An 18761-nucleotide genomic window follows, 5' to 3' on the forward strand; every position below is an offset into this window, starting at 1 on the left:
GGGCATGTCCGACGTTCGCCCGCCGCTGCCCCCGTTCACCGAAGAGACGGCCCGCCAGAAGGTCCGCGCCGCCGAGGACGCCTGGAACACCCGCGACCCCGAGCGCGTCGCCCGGGCCTACTCTGAAGACACCCGCTGGCGCAACCGCGCCGAGTTCCCGGTCGGCCGCGAGGAAGTGCGCCGGTTCCTCGAGCGCAAGTGGGCGCGCGAGCTCGACTACCGCCTGATCAAGGAGCTGTGGGCCTTCGCCGGCGACCGGATCGCCGTGCGCTTCGCCTATGAATGGCACGACGACTCCGGCCAGTGGTTCCGCAGCTACGGCAACGAGAACTGGCAGTTCGACGCCAGCGGCCTGATGACGCGGCGCCACGCCAGCATCAACGACCTGCCGATCGCCGCCGCCGATCGCAAATACCACTGGCCGCTCGGTCGCCGCCCCGACGACCACCCGGGCCTGTCCGACCTCGGCCTCTGACCCGGGGCATCGGTCGCGCGGCGGGCCACCTCACCGCGCGACGATGCGAGCGGGGGTTCGGGGCGCCGCAGCGTCCGCGTGCCTCCGTCGGACTGCGACCGTCGAGGAGTCGCCTCGCTGCCCATCGACGGGCCGGACGGATCACCGGCCTGACGCGGCGCCTCGACCAGCGGCCGCCCACCTCGCCGCGGCCGCTCGCGTCCGGAGGCCTGGCCACGTGCTCCCGGAGGTCGAGCCGGCGCCCGCGCGACATCATCGTGGTGCACGCCGCGCAGAGCGGCCCGACCGCGAGGCTGTCGCCGACGCGTCGCCGCAGCGGCAGAGCGAGCTCCGCCTGCGCCATCGTCTGTCTCTTCGGTCATCTCATGACAACGCCGGCCCGGCGGGCGCGGCCATCGCACGCGCGCGGAGGCGGCCCCGCTTGAGCCGGTCTTGATCCGGCGCGCGCGACGGAGCGCCGCGAGCGGACCTGGCGCGGACCGGACCGCGCCGCGGTCCGGGCGGCGGAGTCGGGCGACGAACGGTTGCGGCGCGCGCTTTACCCTTATTTTAGGGTGCGGGCCCGGTCGGGCGCTCGTTATTGTTGGAGTGGTCTCGTGTCCACACTCCTCCCGCCAGAACCGTCCTCCTCCGTGTTCGCGGAGCTCGAGCGCGTCTCGCCGGTCCTGTTCTCGCTGCTCGAGAGCAGCCCCGATTACGTGACCATGGTCTCGCCCGAGGGCATCATTCGCTTCACCAACCGGATCTCCCCGCAGCACGCCACGATCGGCCTCATCGGCCGCAGCGTGTTCACCTATCTCGCCTCCGAATCACACGAGGCGGCCCGCGCCTGCTTTCGCCGGGTCGTCGACACCGCCGAGCCCGGCTTCTTCGAGGCGCTCGCCCCCGTCGGCGGCGAGCTCCGGCGCTACGACACCCGCGTCGGCCCGGTCCGGAGCGACGGTCGGGTCGTCGCCCTCACCCTCATCGCCAGCGACGTCACCGAGCGCGCGCGGATGGAGCAGCGGCTGCGCGAGCAGCGGGACACCCTCGAGTTCGCCGCCGCCGCCTCCGGCCTCGGGATGTGGCACCTCGACGTGCACACCCGCGAGCTCGTGTGGGACGCCGAGATGGTGCGGATCCACGGCCGCGGCGGCCCGCCCGCCGACTACGCCGAGGCGTGCGAATGGATCCACCCCGACGACCGCGCCCGCGTCGACGCCGACGTGCGCCGCAGCCTGATCGTCGGCAGCTTCCAGGACCTCGAGTACCGCATCGTGCGGGCCAACGGCGCGATCGCGTGGGTGCTCGCCCGCGGCCGGGTGCTGCGCGACGCCCACGGCCGGCCCACGCGCATGCTCGGCGGCGTCCTCGACATCAGCGAGCGCAAGCGCCAGGAAGAGGCCCTGCGCGCCAGCGAGGAGCGCTACCGGACCTCGATCGCCGCGCTCGAGGAGGGCATGGTGCTCCAGGGCCGCGACGGCACCATCCACACCTGCAACGCCAGCGCCGAGCGCCTGCTCGGCTTGACGCGCGACCAGATGCTCGGTCGCACCTCGCTCGACCCGCGCTGGTATGCGGTCCACGAGGACGGCTCGCCGTTCCCGGGCGAGGCCCACCCCGCGACCGCCACCCTGCAGTCGGGCGAGCCGCTGTCGGGCGTCATCATGGGCGTGCACAAGCCCGACGGTCAGCTGACCTGGATCTCCATCAACTCGCGGCCGCTGTTCCTCGCCGGCACCCAGCAGCCCAGCGCCGTCGTCACCTCGTTCTTCGACATCACCGGGCGCAAGCACGCCGAGGCGGAGAACGAGCGGCTCTTGCGGGTCGAGCGGGCCGCCCGCCGCCGCGCCGTCCTGCTGTCCGAGGCCAGCAAACAGCTCGCGGCCTCGCTCGACGCCATCGACTCGCTCGCGGAGGTCGTCCGCCAATTCGTCCCCGCCGCCGCCGACCTCGCCGTCGTCGAGCTGCTCGACGAGCGCGGCGAGTTCGGCCCTTCGCACCCCGTCGCCGTCGCCGCCGGGGACCTCGAGCTCGAGGCGAGCTATCACGAGCTGGTGCGGCGGCGCTGCGACGCCCGCGGCGAGCTGCTCACGCTCGTGAAGCACGGCGAGGTGCGGTTCACGGTCGTGCAGTTCGACGGCCGGACCCCGGCGCTGCCGGGCATGCCGGGCGGCGAGCCCCTCACCGAGCGCCTGCGCTACCGCTCGACCGTGGTGGTGCCCTTGACGGCCCGTTCGGAGCGGCTCGGCGTCCTCGTGCTCGGCGCGAGCACGCGGGTCTTCGACGCCGACGACCTCGCGCTGGCCGAGGAGCTGGCGCTGCGGATCGCCCAGGCGCTCGACGTCGCCCGGCTCTACGGCGAGATGCAGACCGCGCTGCGCAAGCGCGACGAGTTCATCGCCGTCGCCTCGCACGAGCTGCGCACCCCGCTGACGCCGCTGATGCTGCAGCTCGGCCGGCTCGAGCAGCAGTGCCGCGAGCCCGGCCCGCTGCCCGCCGCGAACATCGCGCCCAAGGTGCACGCTCTCGTGCGCCAGGCCGAGCGGCTGCACCGGCTCGTCGAGGGGCTCCTCGACGTCTCGACGATCACCGACGGGCGCTTCGACCTCGTCCCCGAGCGCCTCGACCTCGTCGCGCTCGTGCGCGAGACCACCGACGGCTTCGCCGAGCAGCTCGCCCGCGCCGGCTGCCCGATCCACCTCGACATGCCGGCGTGCATCGAAGGTCACTGGGACCGCACCCGCGTCGAGCAGATCGTCCGCAACCTGCTGTCCAACGCCCTCAAGTACGGCGCCGGCAAGCCGATCGACATCGGCCTGGTGACCGGGCCCCAGCACGTGGTCCTGTCGGTGCGCGACCGCGGGATCGGCATCTCGCTCGCGGACCAGGCCCGCGTGTTCCAGCGGTTCGAGCGCGCGGTGTCCGGCCGCCACTACGGCGGCTTCGGCGTCGGCCTATGGGTCACGCGCCACGCCGCCGAGGCCATGGGCGGCTCGGTCAGCGTCGAGAGCGTGCCCGACGTGGGCTCGACCTTCCACGTCCGCCTGCCGCACCACGCCCCGCCGGTCACCGCCATCGCCCTGCCCGCCGCACCGTCGCCCTGACGCGATGCTCGAATCACCACACCCGCCTCGCATGGACGCGCCCGCCAATCCCGACACCCCGCCTCCCCTCTGCCAGAGAATCACCCCACTCCCCCTCATCGCTCGGCCACGAATCGCTACACCACATCCTCGCTCTACCCTAGGATCACCCCACTCCGCCTCCTCGCCCCGCCCACGAATCACTACACCCCGCCTCATTCTACCCGCGAATCACCACACTCCGCCGCCTCGCCGCGCCCGTGCCGGGCGGCGAATCACTCGACCCGCGACCGCCGCGACCACACCACCAGCGCCGCCGAGACCACCAGCGCCGCGATCGCCCCCACCCGCCCCTCGCCGGGCAGCGGGAACAGCACCCGCACCGCCCCGTAGAGCGCGAGGTACAGCGCCAGCCCGTCGCGCAGCACGTGCCCGAGCGCGCGCGCCAGCGCCTGCCGCGGAGCGCGTGGGTCCTCGCCCGCGGCGCTCGCCGTGCAGCCCCAGAAGCCTGGCGGGCGCGCGCGGCGGAAGAACTCGACCCGCGCCCCGACCTCCGTCGGCTTCGTGAACAGGGCCACCAGGATCGTGACCGTCGTCGAGCTCACCGCCATCACAGCCAGGCGCCAGTGCGCGTCCTCGGACCACGCCAGCAGCGCGGGCGCCAGCACCAGGCTGACCGCGATCGCCGCGAACTCGCACCACAGATTGATGCGCTCCCACAGCCAGCGCAGGATCAGCACGGCGCCGATCCCCGCCCCGAACAGCAGGCTCACGTGCCACGCCGACTGGATCGATCCCACCTTCGCCGCCAGGATCAACGCCACCACCAGCAGCCCCACGTTGGCCGCCCGGGCCACCCACACCAGCTCGCGGCCGGACGGCTTGCGCCCGCGCAGCGCCTCGCACCACAAGCGGCCGTAGACGTCGTGGCTCCAATAGCTCGCGCCCCAGTTGAGGTGCGTATCGATCGTCGACGCCAGCGCCGCCAGCATCGCCACCAGCATCAGCCCGCGCGCCCCCGGCGACAGCAGCAGGTCGATGCCTTGCACGAACGTCTGCTCGCGCGCGGCGACATCGACCGGGCCTGGCCCCGGGGGCAGCAGCACCAGCAGCCCGAGCGCCGTGATCACCCAGGGCACGCTGCGGATCACGATCTGCAGCCACGCGAACAGCAGCCCCGCGCGGCGGGCCTCGGTCTCGTCGGTGCAGGCCATGCAGCGCTGGGCCAGGTAGCCGGTGCCGTCGGCGCTGGCCTGGAACAGCCACGGCAGCACCAGCACCACCAGCAGCGCCGGGCCGATCTCCTCACCTGGCCAAAGGGACAGCCACGCCGTCGCCTGCGCCTCGCCGTGGTGGGCCACCAGCGCCGCGGTGATGCCCGACGGCCCGCCGGCCGCCACCAGCACCGCCCCGGCGTACAGCGCCGTGCCGATCAACATGATCGCCAGCTGGACCACGTCGGTCGCGACCACCGCCCGCAGCCCGCCGGTCAGCGAGTACAGCGCCGTGAACCCGAGCAGCACGACGAGGCTCAGCAGCGCGTCGGCGCCGGCGACCTCGGGTGACGCCCCACCGACAGCCACGAACCCTCCGCCGAACGCCCCCACCAGCGTCACCCATGGCTGGAACCACGCCTCGGGCAGCCACGCGTGCCACGGCATGAACACCTCGGTGAAGCGGACCGCGCCGACGACCACCATCGCCAGGGCCGCCCCGTTGAGCACCCCGCCGTAGTAGAGCGCCTTGCAGGCGCGCAGCGCCAGCGCCCCGCGGCCGCCGTAGCGCAGCTCGACCAGCTCCGCGTCGGTCACCACCTGCGCCCGCCGCCACGGCCCGGCGAACACGTACGCCAGCAGCAGGAACGACAGCCCGTAGATCCACAGCAGCCACAGCTGCGACAGCCCGCCGGCCGCCACCAGCCCGGTGACGAGCAGCGGGGTGTCGGCGGCGAACTGCGTCGCGGCCATGCTCGCGCCCGCTTGCCAGCCGCGCAGGGTGCGGCCGGCCAGGAAGAACTCGCCGAGATCGCGCGAGGCCAGCCGGCGCGCCCGCAGGCCCGCGCTCACCGAGTAGGCGACGAAGGCGAGGACGAGGACGAGGTCGAGCACGCGCACGAGGGTTTGGTCCGGGCCGCCCGCCCGAGCAACCCGCTGCACACCGGACCAGCGCGCTGAGCCGCGGGCGCGAGTTGCGATACAGTCGCCGCGCGCATGACCGACCCCGCCGAGACCCCGCCCGCCGAGCTCGCGCGCCTGCGTCGGCGCGTCGCCGAGCTCGAGGCCGAGGCCGCGGCGCTGCGGGCCAGCGAGGCCGAGCTGCGGGCCATGTTCGCCGGGATGACCGACGCCGTGCTGATCGTCGACCGCGACGGCCGCTACCTGCGGCTGCCGGAGACCGCCCCCGGCTCGCGCTACAAGCCCGCGCCGGAGTTCCTCGGCAAGACCATGCACGAGGTCATGCCGCCGGCCCAGGCCGACATGTTCCTCGCCGACATCCGCCAGGCCCTCGGCGAGGGCCGCGTCATCAACACCGTCTACAGCCGCACGATCGCCGGCGAAGAGCTGTGGTTCAGCGCCAACGCCTCCCCGCTGACCACCAACTCGGTGCTCGTGGTCGCCCGCGACATCACCGACCAGGTCCGCCACGAGCAGGCCCTGCGCGACAACCTGCGCCAGCAACAGCTGCTGCGCGAGCACGAGTCCGCGCTGCTGCGGCTGTCGGCCCCGCTGATCCCGATCCGCGACGACATCCTCGTCATGCCGATGATCGGCCGCCTCGACGCCGCCCGCCTCGACCAGGCGCTGGAGACCCTCTTGCAAGGCCTCGCGTCCGCGCGCGCCCGGGTGGCGATCGTCGACCTCACCGGCGTCGCCGAGATCGACGAGGCCGCCGCCGCCGGCCTGGCCCGCACCGCCCGCGCCGCCGGCCTGCTCGGCGCCCGCCTGGTGTGGACCGGCCTGCGCCCCGCCGTCGCCGCCGCGCTGGCGTCCCTGGCCATCGAGCCGACCGGCATCGCAGTCCGCGCGACCCTGCAGGACGCCGTCCGCGAAGCCACCGCCGGCCGCGCCTGAGCTTCTCGTTTGGAAAGAAAGGCCATGTCCTCTCGGGCATGCCCTTGCAGACATGTACTATCGGGCATGACCTCGCGGACATGCCCTTCAAAACATGTCCGATTCGCCTGACTTCACCCGTGGGCGAAGAAGTGGCGCAGCTGGATGTCGGCGTCGTCGACCGCGCGGTGCGGCAGGTCGACGCGGAAGATCCGGCCGCGGGCCTCGAACCACGACGACGCGCACACCGCCTTGAAGCCGAACGGGTTGTCGCCGAGGAAGGTCCACGCGTACCAGACGACCCATGGCCAGTCGAACGCCGCCGGGCGGGCGATGAAGCTGGCCCGCCGCTCGCGGTGCGGCAGCGTCCATTCGGCGAACCGGCGCATCGCCTCCGCGGGCGGCAGGCCGTCCTTCTGGGCCCGCGCGAACGACCCGCGGCTGGCCCGCACCGCCTCCCCGATCGGCGCGATCAGGACCTCGAAGCGATCGATCACCCCGCGCTCCGGCGTGCCGACGACCGCGCCCAATTCGGTGAGCGAGTGATGGCCGAGGATCGGCCCCGAGGTCTCGACGTCGACCATGATCCACGGTCGGTCGCGGCTCATCGCGGCCTCCGGGCCCCGCGCGCCGGGATCGCCGCGCGGCCGAGCGCGTACGGCAGCAGGCGGGCGATGTTCCGCGCGTCGTCGATGCCGCGGTGGTGCGTCCCGGTCGGCTCGAGCCCGACGCGGCGCAGCGCCCCGTAGGTGCCGCTCTGGGCCTCGCCGGCGGCCCGGGCGAACGCCTCCTTGAGGTTCAGGTGGCCCGGCCCGAGCGGCGCGCGCACGCCGGCGCGCCGGGCGTCCCGCGCCAGTTGGTTGCGGTCGTAGCCGCCCCACGAGCAGAACAGCGCGCCCTGCCCGAACGCGGCCAGCTTCGGCGCGACCGCGCGGAACGGCGGCGCGCCGGCCACGTCGGCCTGGGTGATCGTCGTCAGCTCGACGCAGAACGGCGACAGCCGTGGGTGCACCCGCGGGCGCACGAAGGTCTGGAATTCGGCGATCGGCGCCAGCGTGGCCGCGTCGACCAGGACGGCGCCGATCTCGATGATCTCGCTCTCCTCGCGCGGCACGGCGCCTTGATCGTCGCAGGTCGCCTCGAGGTCGACGACGAGGTAGCGGTGGATGGTCTCGGACATGGTGTTACGGGCTGCGCGGTGGCAAAGCTTCCTTTCGCGGCCAGGTATAGTGTCGGCGTGGCCGACGAGGGCGGACAGGATTCCGGACAAGCCGCGGGCTTCACCTGGGGCGACCTGCTGGCGGCGCTGATCGAGGAGCACGGCACGCTCGCCGCGGTCGCGTGGAAGTTGATCGAGCAGGCGCCCGGCGACGACGTGGCGTCGATCGAGCGCGCGCTGCGGCGGCTGCGGCGGCGCGGCCAGCTCGACGGCGGGATCTGGGGCCAGCGCCTGCTGCGGGTGTTCGGGGTGCCGACGTCGGTCGAGTCGCGGGTGCGCTGGATGGGCCTCTATCACAGCCCGTTCGGCGACCTGCCGCTGCCGCTGTGCGTCGATCAGCTGCGGCTGTGGGACCGGCCGCCGGTGTCGACCTCGCGCGCGCGCGTGTGGCTGCATCTCGGCCACGCCAGCTGTGCGCTGCGGGCCCGCGGGCTCGACGAGGCGAGCGCCCAGCTGACGAAGGCCAGCGCCGCGCTGGCCGGCCTGGCCGGCCACGACGACGCCCGCGTCGAGCTGGCGCTGGTCCAGGCCTACGCCACCAGCCAGCGCGGCGAGCCGGTCCACCCGGCCCTCGACGCCGCCCAGAAAATGCTGGCGACGGCCACGCTCGCGCCCGCCGACGCGGCCTGCTTCCACGCGCGCCTGCTCGACCAGCGCGCCTATCAATGCAACCGCGCCGGCGAGCACGCGGCCGCGCTGGCGCTGTTCGAGGCGCTGCCCACCATCGATGTCCATCCATTCGCCAGCTACCGCCGCGACGCCGGGCTGGCGTTCGGCTACCTCCGCGCCGGCCGCCCCGACGAGGCGCTGCGCCTGGCCCTGCGAGCCTGCGAGCACGCGGGCGACGGCGGCTACACCCGCCTGCGGGCGATGGGCCTGCTGCTGGTCGCGCGCATCCAGGGCTCGCCCGCGGGTGACGGCGCCCGGGCCCGCGCCCACGCGATCGCCGGGCGCCTCGGCGACCACGAGCTGCTGGCCCGCGTCGAACGCCAGCAGCGCCGCGAGGCGTGAATCATGGTGACGCGCGCAAGCGCGTGAATCACCGCAGCAGCGAGGAGCGCATCACAGCACTATGAGCATCACCGCGGCGGCGAAGCGACGCGGAGTGATGCATACAGCGCCGCGAGGATCACCGCGCGAGGTCGATCGCCACGACGAGCCGCCTTCTCGCTCGCCGTCCAGGAACTCCTCGCGGTCCGGCCCCTTCACGATCGCCTTCACCTCGGCCGGCCAGCCCTCGAGCTTCGCCTCCAGCGCCGCGCCCTCGGTATGGGCCTGCCGCAACAGCTCGAGCCGGGCGTCCAGCTCCTCGCGCGAATCGAGCCGGTCGTACTGATCGATGCCGTCCATGAAGGCGTTCAGCCGGGCCTGGTACGAAAGAGTCCGCCCCGGCGACGCGGCACCCGACGGCTGGCTTTGCCACCCGCCCTGCTCCCGCGCCCGTCCTGCCCACTCCAGCCGCCCCCGTGCGCAGCGCTTCAGGCGGAGGACGCTCGCTCGCCACGAGCGCTCGCGCGCTCACGCCAGCAGCTCGGCGTATTCGCCATGATCGAGCCCCGCCCGCCCGAACTCCGTGACCGGCGCCCCGTCCTCGCCGGTGCAGCCGACCGCGTTGAGCAGCGTGATCAGCAGGCGGTTGTGCGGGTATCGCAGGTCCCACGGGTCCGCGTCGCCGACCAGGTCGAGGTATTGCCCCTGCTTGAGGTAGCCGCCCGCGCCGCCCGCGATCACCGTCGGCAGGTCGACGTACGAGTGGATCCGGCCCTCCGACAGCTCGTGCATCCACACGACAGCCGAGCGGTCCAGCACCGTGCCGTCGCCCTCCTCGTAGGCGGCCAGGCGCGCCAGCAGGTGCCCGAACTGCTGCGCGTGCCAGCGATCGATCTGCGCCAGCATCTCCTTGTAACCGGCCACCTCCTCGCCGCTGTCGTCGTCCTTGGTGTTGCCGTGCGACAGCTTGTGGTGGTTGTATTCGTGATCGATCCCGTCCCATTGATAGATCGGCCCGCCCGAGCCCGACGCCCACTGGATCGTCGCCACCTGCGTCGCCCCGCACGCGATCGCCATCGCCAGCACGTCGAGCTGCATGCGCCCGATCGCCTTGAACTCGGCGTCGAGCAGCACCGCCTCCGGATCGATCGCCGCGAGCTCGGCCGCCCGCGCGGGGTCGAGGGCGCAGGCGATGATACCGTTGCCGGCCATCTCGAGCTCGAGGTCGCGGATCGAGTCGGCGTGCATCTCGAGCTTCAGCGCGTCGTCCTTGCCGAGGCCGCGCGCCTTGAGCGACTTGAACTCGTCCTCGACCAGATCGAGCACGCTCTGCCGCCGCGCGGCGATCTTCAGCTTGGCCCCCTCGTCGAGCCCGCCCAGGCCCATGAGATCCTGGTACGTCAGCCACGGGTTGCCCTCGGGCGTCACCGGCATGCCGCTGCCCGCATACGAGATGTGGCCGAACACGTCGGAGTGACGCCAGCCGACCGACAGCGTCAGCGACGGCCGCCCGTCCTTGTTGAGCCGCGCGGCCGCGAATTGATCGACGGAGACGCCGCACGCATAGAGCGTGTCCGGGTCGAGCGGCTGGGCGGTGAGCTTGTGGCCCATGCCCATGGCATGATCGTTGCCTGCGGTCCCGGGATCGTGCCCCCACCCCTTGGGCACCATGTGCAGACCGCGCGGAATCAACAGCCTGTCCCGGTACGCGGCCAGCGGCTCGAGCGCCGTGCCCGTCAGCGATTCCACGGTCACCGGGCCAGGCGCCTGCGGAAAGAAACTCTCCATGTCGACGCCGTTGCAGGTGAAGAACACGACCAGCCGCTTGCCACCGGGCTCGGCCGCCCGCGCCGTGCCGCGCCGCCAGAGCAGCGATTCGAGGCACGGCAAAGCGACCGCGACCCCGCCCGCGCCTCGCAAGAACATCCGTCGCCTCATGCTGCAGCTCGCTCCGACCGCGTGGGAGACCCGACTCGCACCACCAGCAATGCCCCGAGGGGCCTCCGCCGGGCGAGCCGCGAATCCGTCGCGGCGCCAATTGACCCCGGCTTGCCGCGTTCCATCCGGCGCTGCCATGAATTCCCGCGCGGCCCGAGGTCACGCCCCGCCGGCCGACGGATGCCAGCAGAAGCGGCCAGCGACCTCGACGGACGACCGGCGTTCACTTCGTGGGTGGACGCCATTCACGCGCTGCAGACGTCACACCCGGCGCCAAATCCGCCGTGACATGTGCCATCCATGTCCTATGATAAGACCGTCTCTCAGGCACCCCTGCTATCGGCCCGGCCACCAGCGCGGCAGCAGCAGCGCCACCGCTCGCATCTCGAGCGATTTGCGGACCACCCGCTCGGCCGCCGCCGTCGCCCGCGCGCACCAGCCGGACGCCTCCTCGCCGCGCACCAGCGCCGATGGGTCCGCGCGTGCCTCGGCCAGCAGCTGCTCCATCGCCGCGATCGCCCGCGCCAGCGAGGCCGTCGCCGGCGCGCGCCAGCGATCGTCCTCGATCGGTTGCAGGCCACGTTTCACCGCCTCGGCATCACCGCGACGGACAGCGGCCACGACCGCGTCGATCTGGCGATAGCGGGCCTCGGCCCGCTCCTCGCCCGGCAGGATGAACGACCCGTGCGGCGTGCCCAGCGTCTCGAACACGTACGCGCGGTCGGACTCCATCTCCGACGTGAAGTGCCAGCGCTGCGCGTCGTCGTGCAAGAACGTCCAGATGTCGTTGATCCGCATGTCCTCGCCGCGCGGCAGGATCGCGTCGGTGACGAGGCCATAGCGCAGCTGATGATTCTTGCGGTCGAGCGAGCGGCGGTCCATCAGCACCAGCGGCCGCGTCACCTGATCGAGCGGGATCCACACATTGAGCAGGGCCAGGCGCGAGCGACCATTGCGGCGCTGCGGTGAATCGTGGCGGAACAGCCACGGCGCCGCCCCGCGCAGCAGCTGCCGCAGCGGCGTGCCCTCGACGTCCTGATCGGCGTGCACCGCCACCGATGCGTCGTGCTCGTTCATCTCCGGGTTGGGTTCGCGCGGCAGCGCCATCCCGTTCGGCCCGGCGCGGCGCATGAAGAACCCCTCGCGGGCGATGAACAGCAGCAGCAGGCGCTCGCCGCTCGCCAGCGCGAACGTGCGGCCGAGCAGGTGGCGGCGGATCTGGGCCACGTCGCCCGGGCCGAGCCGACCGGCCTCGCGCACCCGCGCGAACGCGGCCTGCAGCGCGCGCCGCCGCGAGAGGTCGAGGTAGGTGAAGCCGTGCTCGCGCAGCTCGGGCTGCAGCCCGCCCGGGGCCGAGGCATCGAACGCCGGGCAGGTCCGCCGATCGTACGAGGCCGGGTCGGCGCGCGTGTCCGGGTCGAGCGTCCGCGCGCGTCGCAGGCCGCGCTCGTCGAGCGAGACATCCTCGCTGCGGGTGAACGCCAGCTCGGCGTCGATGGCATGGATGGGGTCGGCGGCGGACGGCATGCGGGGCGCTCGAACCCAGCTTAGCACCCGCCGGCGACGACGCGGCCCTGGTGCCGGCTGCGCGGCTGGGGCATCGTCCGCGCATGCGCCTTGCCTTGCCCCTGCTCGCCACGACCCTCGCGCTCGCCGCTTGCCCCGGCCGCGGCAGTGACTCCGACACCGACGCGATCACGACGACGACCACCACCGCGACCACCGACACCACCGCGACCACCACCGACACCACCGCGACCACCACGACGACCACCACTGCGAGCACCGACCCGACCGCGCCGACCACCGCCCTCACCGGCGGCGACGTCGTCCCGTGCGAAGATCGTCTGCCGCCCGCGGGTAGCCCGTGCGCCGTCGAAGGCGAGGTCTGCCAGCAAGGAGACGACCTGTGCGTCGAGTTCGTCGGCGCCACCTGTGAAGCCGGCGCGTGGGTCCATTTCACGAATCAGCCGGGGGCCGAATGTGAAGATGGGGACTGCGATCCGAGCAATCCTCCGCTCGAGGGCGATCCGTGCGCCGTCGAAGGCGCCTCCTGCTCCACCGATTGCTCTGACCAGTGCTCGTTCTGCAACGCCTGGGTCTGCAGCGAGGGCGCCTGGCAACGCGTCGAGGTGTTCCCGGAGCCGTGCCTCGAGTGCGAGGCCCTGTGCGACCTCGTGATCGTGCCGATGTGCGCCGGCGGCCCGCCCGACCCCGCCGCCTGCGTCGCCGGCTGCGAGGAGAGCAAGGCCGGCGCGTGCAAGGCCGAGTTCTCCGACCTGCGCGCGTGCGCCGGCGAGCAACCGACCTTCACCTGCGACGCAGCCGAGCGCCCGCTGGTCGCCGGCTGCGAGGATCCGTTCGCTGCGTTCTACGCCTGCTCGATGCCCTGAGGCGCGCGCCTGGACACCACCGCCCCCCCGGGCCACAATGCGAGGACCATGGCCGTGGACCCGACGCGTACGCTCGAGATCTTCGTCTCCCCGCTGCGGACCCTGGGATACGCCGCGCTCGGCCTGGGGATGACCGCGGCCTGCCTCTCGCTGTTCTTCATCGCCCCGGCGGACGAGGAAGTCGTGGCCGCGGCGATCGGCGGCCTCGGCGTGCTGTTCTTCGGCCTCTGCACCTTCATGTGGCTGTGGCAGTGCTTCACCATGGGGGCGGTCGTCACCCTCTCGCCCGAGGGCTTGCGCGACCTGCGAGTCGCCCGCGAGTTCATCCCCTGGGCCGCGATCGAGCGCATCTCCACCTGTACGGTGCAGAGCCAGCGCTTCCTGATCGTCGCGCTGCCGCCGGAGATCGAGCAGCGCCTGACGCTGACGCGGGTGGCCCGCTGGACGCGCGCGGCCAATCGCCGCCTCGTCGCCGACGGCCTGTTCGTGTCCGCGCACGGCCTCAAGGTCGATTTCGCCGCCCTGCGGGCCCTCGTCCACGCCTACGCCGTCGCCCACGGCGCCTCCGCGGCCGTCGACGGCGTCGAGGCCGCCTGAGCTCGCTCGCAGCATTGCGCTAACGCGCGTGAGCACCGGTGCCGGGGTCCGTCGCGCGGCGAATGAACTCGGATTCGTGGCACGAGACCGCGCCTCAATCAAAGCAGTCGTAGCAACGACCGCGGGCGGGCGCGGGCGGGCGCCCGCCCGCGGGGCTTCCATGCATTGCGCCCACGGAGACCTTTTGACCGCACCGGCCTCGCGTGATACCGTGCCGAACCATCATAGTTGCACCGTAGATTCGGAGGCACCCGTGCGCAATGACCCCTGGACCCCGGACGCCCTGCTCGATCACCTGCAGAAGGCCGTCTATCTCGAGCTCTGGACCATCCCGCTCTACCTGACTGCCGCCTATTCGCTGCAGGTCCCGGGCACCGACGCCCAGCACCCGCCGACGCTGACGCCGGTGCGCAGCCGCGACAACCCCAATCGCAGCCGCGAGCAGCTGGCGTTCAACAACATCTATTCGATCGTGGTGCAGGAGATGCTGCACCTCGAGCTGGCGGCCAATCTCTACAACGCGTTGTTCGCCGCGCGGGGCCACGCGCCGAGCTTCACGGGCGCGTGGGCGCCGCGCTACGACGGGTTCCCGCCGTGGATCGGCTCGACCTTGCCGGTCCAGCTCGGGGCCGCCGACGCGACCCAGATGAAGCTGCTGGCCGCGGTCGAGACCCCGGAGCCTGCGGCCGATCCGCCGCCGGACGGGCCGCAGGCGGTCTACGACTCGATCGGGCAGTTCTACAAGGCCATCGAGCAGGGCCTCGACGCGCTGTGGGACACGCTCTACGACCCCGCGGCGGAGCACCGGCAGAAGAGCGAATTCGCCGACCCGGGCTACCCTGACGACGACTACACCGGCTTCAGCGCCGTGATCGCGGGCGACAGCGCCACCGCGCGCCGGCAGGCCGACCAGATCGTCGGGGCCATCGTCGGCCAGGGCGAGGGCAGCCGCGGGCCGTTCATCGACGCCGACCTGCGCCCCGAGGACCTCGACGACCTCGAGGACCGCGTCAGCCACTTCGCCCGCTTCCGCATGGTCCAGGCGATGCTGAAGTTCGAGGGGCCGCTGCGCACCTACCCCACGACCGGCAGCAGCGGGCTCGCGGCCGCCCAGCAGCAGCTCGACCTCGGCTTCTCGCGGCTGCTCGCGGCGCTCGAGAAGGGCTTCGCCGGCGCCGACCCGCTGGATCTGGGGGCGATGTGGGCGCTCCCGGGCCAGATCGTGGCGGTGTGGGCCGCCGGCGGGGTCCCGACATTCCGCTAAGTCGGCGGCGGCGCGGGCTGATCGCCGGGCGCCGCCGCGATCGCGCGGTGCGGTCCTTCGCGCTGCTACGATTCGACAGGGCCGATCGCCGCGCGGGGGACACTGTCTCCCGCGCGGTGCTGGCATTCGCGCTGCTATGATTCTTCAAGGCCGATCGCCGCGTGGGGGAACATCGCCGCCAGCTCGGCCTCGGTCGCAAGAAAGCACGACGCGCTGGCACGAATGCGCCGCACCCCGGGCATCACCGCGCCGTGCGGGATCGGCATGCGGGACGCGACCGCGGTCAAGCTCAGCTCCGTGAGCGCCTGCAGGCCGGCGAATTCGGCCGGCAGCTGCGTGAAGACCTTTTCGGGCCAGCCGCAGCTGCCCGGCTCGCCGAGCGTCAGCGACGTCAGGCACGACAACTGCGACAACAGCCCGAACAGCGCCTCGCGCGACTGCTCGAAGCGCGGCGGGAAGTGGGCCGGGCGCTCCCAGTCGTGCACGTACACGTGCCGCAGCAGCAGCGTCAAGGCGCGCAGCTCCGTCAGCGCGCCCAGGCTGTCGGGCAGGCGCGCGAGGTGGTGCGAATCGACGTACAGCTCGCGCAGGCGGGTCAGCGCGCCCAGGCTGCGCGGCAGCGAGGCGAGGTGGAGCAGCTCGAGCCGGAGGCTGCGCAGGCGCGTCAGCTCGCAGATCGCCGTCGGCAGGCCGGGCAGCTCGGGGTCGACGAGCTCGAGCTGCTGCAGCCCGCGCAGCTCCGTCAGCGCCGGCGGCAATGCGCGCACGCGCGAGCGCAGGCGCAGCGCCTTGAGGCCCCGGACCTCGCGCAGCTGCGCGAGCGCGGCCGCCAGCGCCCCGGGCTCGACGCTCTCGGCCCGCAGCTCGAGCGCCGGGACGTCGCCCAGCGCCGCGACCTCGAGCGCCTCACGGGACAGGTCGACGACGTGCATCGCGGCGATGGTACCGCGCCGGAGCCGGGTCGCGCTCGCGCTACGCTCCGCTCGCCGCGCGGCGTCAGTGCGCCTCGCCCCAGCTCTGGCCGACGCCGATGCCGACCTCGAGCGGGACGTCGAGCGGGTACGGCCGCTCCATCACTCGCCGCGCCAGGTCGGTGACGGCGTCGACCTCGGCCTCGGCCACCTCGAACACCAGCTCGTCGTGGACCTGCAGCAGCATGCGCGCGCTCGGGGCCACGGCCGGCAATTCGCGGTCGATCTGCAGCATCGCCAATTTGCAGAGATCGGCCGCCGAGCCCTGGATCGGCGTGTTGGCGGCGATGCGCTCGCCGGCGGCGCGGTCGGTGTCGCTGCGGCTGGCCAGCTCGGAGATGAAGCGGCGCCGGCCCAGCAGCGTGGTCACGTAGCCGCTGGCGTGGGCCTCGGCGATCGTGCGATCGAGCCAGGCGCGGACTCCGGCGTAGTACGTGAAATACTGCTCGATGTAGCTCTGGGCCTCCTTGCGGGCGATGCCGAGGATCTGCCCGAGCGCGGTGGCCCCCTGGCCGTAGATCGTGGCGAAGTTGACGGTCTTGCCGACGTTGCGCTGCTCCTTGGTGACCGCCTCGGGAGCCACGTTGAAAAGCAGCGCGGCGGTGCGGCGGTGGAGGTCGAGCTTGTCGCGGAACGCCTCGACGAGCCGCGGGTCCTGGCTGAAGTGGGCCAGCACGCGCAGCTCGATCTGGCTCCAATCGGCGGAGATGATGCGCCGCCCCTCGGGCGCGACGAAGGCCCGACGAATGCGCTGACCCTCGGGCGTGCGGATCGGCGTGCGCTGCAGGTCGGGGTCGGTGGAGATCAGGCGACCGGAGACACCGACGGTCTGCTGAAAGGTCGCGTGGATCCGCCCGGTCTCGGGGGCGATCGCGTCGCGCAGCACGTCGGTATAGGTGTTGATCAGCTTGGCGAGCTCGCGCTGGGCCAGGATCTCGCGCGCGATCTCGTGTTTGGCCGCGAGCCGCTCGAGCACCTCGGCGTCGGTCGAATAGCCGGTCTTGTTCTTCTTGATGACCGGCAGCTTGAGCTCCTCGAACAGCACGTCGGCCAATTGCTTGGTCGAGCCGATGTTGAACTCGCGCCCGGCGAGCGCGTAGATCCGGGCCTCGATCTCCGCCTTACGCCGCTGGAACTCCTCGCCCATGCGCGTGAGGTCGTCGCGGTCGACGCGGATGCCGGCCAGCTCCATGCGCGCGAGCACACCGACGAGCGGGCGCTCGACCGCCTCGTAGTGGGCCGTCTGCCCGGCCTCGCCCAGACGGCCCCGCAGCACCGGCGCCAGCGCGAGCACGACGTCGGCCAGCTGGGCGGCGTAGGTGGCCGCGGCGCCGACCTCGACGGCGCTCGGCAGGCGCGCCGACTTGCCGCTCTTGAGCAAGGTGGTGACGGCGGGGATCGATCGCTGCACGTACTCGCGGGCGACCTGGTCGAGGCCGTGCGGGATGCACTTGACGGGGTCGACGAGGAACGACGCGAGCATGGTGTCGAGGAAATCGCCGCCGAGCGTGAGGCCGTGGCGCCCGGCGAGGATCCCCAGCTGCTTGAGGTCGTGCACGACCTTGGGCCGGCTCGTATCGCCGAGCAGCCCGCGCAGGAGCTCGATCGCGGGCTCGCCGAGGGCCGCCCCGACGCCGCGGAAGGCCAGGTAGAGCGGCTTGCGCCCGTCCGTGGCCAGAGCCACGCCGACCAATTGCGCGTGGTGGACCCGCGTCGGCGGCTCGAACAGCGGCACGATCGCTACCGCCTGGCCGGCCGGCAAGGCGCCGATCGCCGCGCGGGCCGCGTCGACGCTGGCCGGGACCTCGACCTCGATGTCGGGCGCGTCGCCGACCTTGGCGTCGCCGCCGCCGGTGAGCAGCGAGAAGAACTCGAGCTCGCGGTAGAGCGCGTCGAGCTCCTTCGGGTCGGGCGGCGTGAGCCGCAGCGCGTCGATCGTGACCCCGATCGCGGCGTCGGCGTCGACGGTCGCTAGCTGGCGGTAGAGCTTGACCGCCTCGCGGTGCTCCTCGAGCGCGGCCTTCTGCTTGCCCTTGAGCTCCCCCAGGTGCTCGTACACGCCGTCGAGCGAGCCGTACTTCTCGAGCAGGCCGGCGGCGCCCTTCTGGCCGATGCCGGGCACGCCGGGGATGTTGTCGACGGTGTCGCCCATCAGCGCCAGGAGGTCGGGGATCTGCGCCGGCGGGACGCCCCATTTCTTGCGCACGAGCTCGGCGTCGTAGGTGACGTCGCGCATCGTGTCCTGCATGCGCACGCCGTCGCCGACCATCTGCGCCAGGTCCTTGTCGCCGGCGACGATCACGACCTCGAGCCCGGCCGCCACGCCGCGCCGCGCCAGCGTGGCGATGATGTCGTCGGCCTCGTAGCCGGGCTGACGCACCAGCGGGAACCGGTTGGCGGTGACGAGGCGATCGATGACCGGCAGCTGCTGCGCGAGCTCGCCCGGCATCGACGGCCGCTGGGCCTTGTACTGCGGGTACTTGAGCTCGCGGTGGGTCGGCGCCGGGGTGTCGAACACGACCGCGCCGCGCTCGGGCATGCGCCCGGAGAACAGCTTGCGGAACATGGTCGCAAAGCCGAAGATCGCGTTGGTCGGCAGCCCGGTCTTGGTCTGCAGGTTGGCCGGGATCGCAAAGAATGCCCGGTAGATGAGCCACGAGCCGTCGACCAATACGAGCCGCTCTGCCTTCGCCATGCGCGGCATCATACGCCGGGGCGTGTTCGCGCGCGAGCCCCCGCCGGGCTCGACCTTGAAGCCGCGACGAGCCGCGCTGCCGCACCTTCGTGGCGGCACCGCGT

General features: G+C 72.6%; 15 protein-coding genes. 7 read left to right on the plus strand and 8 right to left on the minus strand.

Annotated elements, in window-relative coordinates:
• Positions 1 to 4 precede the first annotated feature (4 nt).
• Together POL25_RS07425 and POL25_RS07430 are read left to right on the plus strand one after the other, a co-directional pair.
• Positions 5 to 475 (plus strand): nuclear transport factor 2 family protein, encoded by a 471-nt coding sequence (locus POL25_RS07425; protein ID WP_272085207.1) that lies wholly within the window; start codon positions 5 to 7, stop codon positions 473 to 475.
• Positions 476 to 1071: 596 nt separating this feature from the next.
• The gene (locus POL25_RS07430; RefSeq protein WP_272085208.1) at positions 1072 to 3561 is read left to right on the plus strand and encodes a PAS domain S-box protein; all 2490 of its coding nucleotides are present in this window, start codon (positions 1072 to 1074) and stop codon (positions 3559 to 3561) included.
• A gap of 254 nt (positions 3562 to 3815) precedes the next feature.
• Here the strand turns inward: POL25_RS07430 and POL25_RS07435 are convergent, their stop codons facing one another.
• The gene (locus POL25_RS07435) at positions 3816 to 5648 is read right to left on the minus strand and encodes a sodium:solute symporter family protein (protein WP_272085209.1); all 1833 of its coding nucleotides are present in this window, start codon (positions 5646 to 5648) and stop codon (positions 3816 to 3818) included.
• Positions 5649 to 5750: 102 nt separating this feature from the next.
• On the opposite strand from POL25_RS07435, the gene POL25_RS07440 reads away from it, so the two are divergent.
• The gene (locus POL25_RS07440) at positions 5751 to 6611 is read left to right on the plus strand and encodes a PAS domain-containing protein (RefSeq protein WP_272085210.1); all 861 of its coding nucleotides are present in this window, start codon (positions 5751 to 5753) and stop codon (positions 6609 to 6611) included.
• A gap of 113 nt (positions 6612 to 6724) precedes the next feature.
• Here the strand turns inward: POL25_RS07440 and POL25_RS07445 are convergent, their stop codons facing one another.
• Positions 6725 to 7198, minus strand: coding sequence for a 3'-5' exonuclease family protein (locus POL25_RS07445; RefSeq protein WP_272085211.1), 474 nt, complete (start codon positions 7196 to 7198; stop codon positions 6725 to 6727).
• A complete protein-coding gene (locus POL25_RS07450) occupies positions 7195 to 7770 on the minus strand; it encodes a 3'-5' exonuclease (RefSeq protein ID WP_272085212.1) in 576 nt (191 codons plus the stop codon). Before POL25_RS07450 ends, POL25_RS07445 begins: the two co-directional genes overlap by 4 nt.
• A 57-nt stretch (positions 7771 to 7827) precedes the next feature.
• Here POL25_RS07450 and POL25_RS07455 point away from each other — a divergent pair, with 57 nt between their 5' ends.
• Positions 7828 to 8820, plus strand: a complete 993-nt coding sequence (locus tag POL25_RS07455) for a hypothetical protein (RefSeq protein WP_272085213.1) — start codon at positions 7828 to 7830, stop codon at positions 8818 to 8820.
• 51 nt (positions 8821 to 8871) lie between these two features.
• Here the strand turns inward: POL25_RS07455 and POL25_RS07460 are convergent, their stop codons facing one another.
• The 3 genes from POL25_RS07460 to POL25_RS07470 all read right to left on the minus strand — a co-directional run bounded on the left by POL25_RS07460 (position 8872) and on the right by POL25_RS07470 (position 12264).
• Positions 8872 to 9159: a hypothetical protein gene (locus POL25_RS07460; RefSeq protein ID WP_272085214.1), complete on the minus strand. Its 288-nt coding sequence runs from the start codon at positions 9157 to 9159 to the stop codon at positions 8872 to 8874.
• A gap of 168 nt (positions 9160 to 9327) precedes the next feature.
• Positions 9328 to 10725, minus strand: a complete 1398-nt coding sequence (locus POL25_RS07465; protein ID WP_272085215.1) for a DUF1552 domain-containing protein — start codon at positions 10723 to 10725, stop codon at positions 9328 to 9330.
• 348 nt (positions 10726 to 11073) lie between these two features.
• The gene (locus tag POL25_RS07470; RefSeq protein WP_272085216.1) at positions 11074 to 12264 is read right to left on the minus strand and encodes a hypothetical protein; all 1191 of its coding nucleotides are present in this window, start codon (positions 12262 to 12264) and stop codon (positions 11074 to 11076) included.
• Positions 12265 to 12347: 83 nt separating this feature from the next.
• Between POL25_RS07470 and POL25_RS07475 the strand changes: the two genes are divergently transcribed.
• The 3 genes from POL25_RS07475 to POL25_RS07485 all read left to right on the plus strand — a co-directional run bounded on the left by POL25_RS07475 (position 12348) and on the right by POL25_RS07485 (position 14991).
• Positions 12348 to 13130, plus strand: coding sequence for a hypothetical protein (locus POL25_RS07475; protein WP_272085217.1), 783 nt, complete (start codon positions 12348 to 12350; stop codon positions 13128 to 13130).
• Between the two features lie 54 nt (positions 13131 to 13184).
• Positions 13185 to 13727 (plus strand): STM3941 family protein, encoded by a 543-nt coding sequence (locus tag POL25_RS07480; protein ID WP_272085218.1) that lies wholly within the window; start codon positions 13185 to 13187, stop codon positions 13725 to 13727.
• 253 nt (positions 13728 to 13980) lie between these two features.
• Positions 13981 to 14991, plus strand: a complete 1011-nt coding sequence (locus POL25_RS07485) for a ferritin-like domain-containing protein (protein ID WP_272085219.1) — start codon at positions 13981 to 13983, stop codon at positions 14989 to 14991.
• A gap of 134 nt (positions 14992 to 15125) precedes the next feature.
• Here the strand turns inward: POL25_RS07485 and POL25_RS07490 are convergent, their stop codons facing one another.
• Positions 15126 to 15923 (minus strand): leucine-rich repeat domain-containing protein, encoded by a 798-nt coding sequence (locus POL25_RS07490; RefSeq protein WP_272085220.1) that lies wholly within the window; start codon positions 15921 to 15923, stop codon positions 15126 to 15128.
• A 64-nt stretch (positions 15924 to 15987) separates the two neighbouring features.
• On the minus strand, positions 15988 to 18657 hold the full coding sequence (polA, locus tag POL25_RS07495) for a DNA polymerase I (protein ID WP_272085221.1): 2670 nt from the start codon (positions 18655 to 18657) through the stop codon (positions 15988 to 15990).
• Positions 18658 to 18761 lie beyond the last annotated feature (104 nt).

This window comes from Nannocystis bainbridge (assembly GCF_028368995.1).
Lineage (GTDB): Bacteria > Myxococcota_A > Polyangia > Nannocystales > Nannocystaceae > Nannocystis > Nannocystis bainbridge.

Bases quoted from the DNA above. Each gene is read 5' to 3' on its own strand.
- POL25_RS07490 (WP_272085220.1), bottom strand. From the start codon at position 15,923: ATGCACGTCGTCGACCTGTCCCGTGAGGCGCTCGAGGTCGCGGCGCTG.
- POL25_RS07460 (WP_272085214.1), bottom strand. From the start codon at position 9,159: ATGGACGGCATCGATCAGTACGACCGGCTCGATTCGCGCGAGGAGCTG.
- POL25_RS07425 (WP_272085207.1), top strand. From the start codon at position 5: ATGTCCGACGTTCGCCCGCCGCTGCCCCCGTTCACCGAAGAGACGGCC.
- polA (WP_272085221.1), bottom strand. From the start codon at position 18,657: ATGGCGAAGGCAGAGCGGCTCGTATTGGTCGACGGCTCGTGGCTCATC.
- POL25_RS07465 (WP_272085215.1), bottom strand. From the start codon at position 10,725: ATGTTCTTGCGAGGCGCGGGCGGGGTCGCGGTCGCTTTGCCGTGCCTC.
- POL25_RS07450 (WP_272085212.1), bottom strand. From the start codon at position 7,770: ATGTCCGAGACCATCCACCGCTACCTCGTCGTCGACCTCGAGGCGACC.
- POL25_RS07445 (WP_272085211.1), bottom strand. From the start codon at position 7,198: ATGAGCCGCGACCGACCGTGGATCATGGTCGACGTCGAGACCTCGGGG.
- POL25_RS07475 (WP_272085217.1), top strand. From the start codon at position 12,348: ATGCGCCTTGCCTTGCCCCTGCTCGCCACGACCCTCGCGCTCGCCGCT.
- POL25_RS07470 (WP_272085216.1), bottom strand. From the start codon at position 12,264: ATGCCGTCCGCCGCCGACCCCATCCATGCCATCGACGCCGAGCTGGCG.
- POL25_RS07440 (WP_272085210.1), top strand. From the start codon at position 5,751: ATGACCGACCCCGCCGAGACCCCGCCCGCCGAGCTCGCGCGCCTGCGT.